This window comes from Rhodopseudomonas sp. B29 (genome assembly GCF_000333455.1).
GTDB lineage: Bacteria > Pseudomonadota > Alphaproteobacteria > Rhizobiales > Xanthobacteraceae > Rhodopseudomonas.
Window position 1 is genome coordinate 1 of sequence record NZ_BADD01000761.1, and the last position, 2,241, is coordinate 2,241.

At 67.5% G+C, this 2,241-nt stretch carries 1 protein-coding gene and 1 pseudogene; one reads left to right on the forward strand and one right to left on the reverse strand.

The annotated features are described in order from the left end of the window. Window positions 1-855, forward strand: a pseudogene (locus tag I5M_RS30745) (AMP-binding protein); the annotation flags it as partial. 229 nt (window positions 856-1,084) lie between these two features. Here the strand turns inward: I5M_RS30745 and I5M_RS27405 are convergent. Further along, window positions 1,085-1,975 carry an energy transducer TonB gene (locus tag I5M_RS27405; RefSeq protein ID WP_031337789.1) on the reverse strand — a complete coding sequence of 297 codons (891 nt, stop codon included), beginning with the start codon at window positions 1,973-1,975 and terminating at the stop codon, window positions 1,085-1,087. Window positions 1,976-2,241: the final 266 nt, after the last annotated feature.

Sequence of the window (2,241 nt, forward strand, 5' to 3'; positions counted from 1 at the left end):
GATGCTGACGCTGCAGCAGGCCGGCGGCGCCAGCGTGATCTCGGGAAGTTCGATCCGGCGCAGGCGGCGCGCGACATCGCCGCCCACAAGGTCAGCGTGATGGCCGAGTTCGCGCCGATGCTCGGCAATCTGCTCGACGCCGCTCAGGCCGAACAGCTGACTTCGCTACGCGCCGTCACCGGCCTCGATGCGCCGGAGACGATCGAGCGGTTCGAGAAGCTTTGCCCGCAGGCGACGTTCTGGGCGACGTTCGGCCAGTCGGAAACGTCGGGCCTTTCGACGCTCGCACCGTATCGCGACCGGCCACGGTCCGCCGGACGGCCGTTGCCGTGGCGTAGCGTCGCGGTGGTCGATGCGGAGGACAAGCCGCTGCCGGCCGGCGAAGTCGGCGAGATCGTGCTGCGCGGCCCCACCGTGTTCAAAGGCTATTGGAATAACGAAACCGCCACCGCGCACGCGTTTCGTAATGGCTGGCACCACACCGGCGACATGGGAAAGTTCGATGCCGACGGTTACTTGTTCTACGCCGGCCGCGCGCCCGAGAAGGAGCTGATCAAGACCGGCGGCGAGAACGTCTACCCGGCCGAAGTCGAAGCCGCCCTGAAGGCACATCCGGCGATCGCCGAGGCCGTGGTGATCGGCGTCCCCGATCCGCAATGGAGCGAGGCGGTGAAGGCGGTGTGCGTGTGCCAGCCCGGCGAAAGCATCAGCGGCGAAGCCCTGGCCGATTTCGTCGCCGGCCGCATCGCGCGCTACAAGAAACCGAAGCATGTGGCGTTCGTGGAGGCGCTGCCGAAGGATGCCAAGGGCGCGATCGACCGCGCAGCCGTGAAGGCTGCGCATGGCGGGGCGTAGTTCTCTCCGTCATTGCGAGAAGCGAAGCGACGAAGCAATCCAGCGCAGTGCACTGAGCTCCTGGATTGCTTCGCTTCGCTCGCAATGACGAAAAAATAGGAAGTCGTCCGTCATGGCCGGGCTTGACCCGGCCATCCACGTCTTCCTGCTGATCAGCTCAGTAAGTTCGTGGATGCTCGGCACGAGGCCGGGCATGCCGACGTGCTCGGAGGCAGCCGCACCCGACTAATCACCGTAGCGAAAAATTCACCGGCACGGTGAAGCTCAGCGATGACTGGGTCATCTCGGGCGGAAACGCCGGCAGCGGCTGGGCGCGGCGGATCATCGCCATCGTCTCGGCGTCGAGCGACGGGTGGCCGGACGAGCGGGCCAGATGGCTGCCGAGGACTTGCCCGCCGCGGCCGACGGTGAAGCTCAGCATCGCTGTGCCCTGCTCGCCAGCGGCCTTGGCGGACGACGGATACTGCTTGTAGCGCGCCAGATGCGCGGCGAGCCGATCGCGATACGACGGCAGGGCCGCGGCTGCAGCGGCGCGGCCGGCATTGGCTGAGGTCTGTAGCGACGCCTGCCGTTCGGCCTTCGGCGCCGCTGTCGTACGCGGAGCCGGCTTGTCGCGGGACGGTTCGTGGGCGGCATGCTCGACCTTACGCCTGGTCTCTGCGCGCTCAGCGTGCTCCGGCTTCTTGGCCTCGGGCTTAGTTACCTGTTTCGGCGGCTGCTTAGCGGCCGGCGGCATCGTCACATCAGGCTTCGGTAGGACCGGCTCAGGCGCCGGCTCTTGCAGGGCGTGTTGCTGCAGTGGCTCAGGCGGGACCGGGATCGGCTCCAGCTTCGGCTCAGGCTCGCGCGCCGGCTCAGGCATCGCATGCGCTTCCTGCATCTGCGGCCCCGGCGCCAAATCCTGCGGCTGCAAGGTTGGAGCCGATGGCGCCGGCGACATGTCGACCATGATGGCCGGCATCTCGATGCCGGGCGCGAACGCCGGTTGATACCAGGCCAGCGCCGCGGCGATCAGCCCGACATGAACCGCGACGATCGCGCTCGCCGAAAACAGCCATTGCGCGAGGCGGCCGGGATCGGCCTCGGTGTGTAGCACATAAGCGTTGGCCGGCTCGCTCATGGCGCGTCGCGCCCGTCGAAGCCCGACCAGGGCGATCTTCAGATAGCCGGCGTCGCGCAGCAAGTTCATCACCGCCATCAGCTCGCCGTAGCTGACCGCCTTGTCGGCACGCAGGAAGATGCGCTCGTCGGCATTACCGCCTGTCGCGCTACGCAGCGAACGCGGCCAGCGCGTCGCGCGCAACAATGCCTTCGCCGATCGCCAGCGTGAGATCGGAATTTCCACCGTGAGAATACACCGGCTTGTCCGGGGCCGCGGCTGCGGCC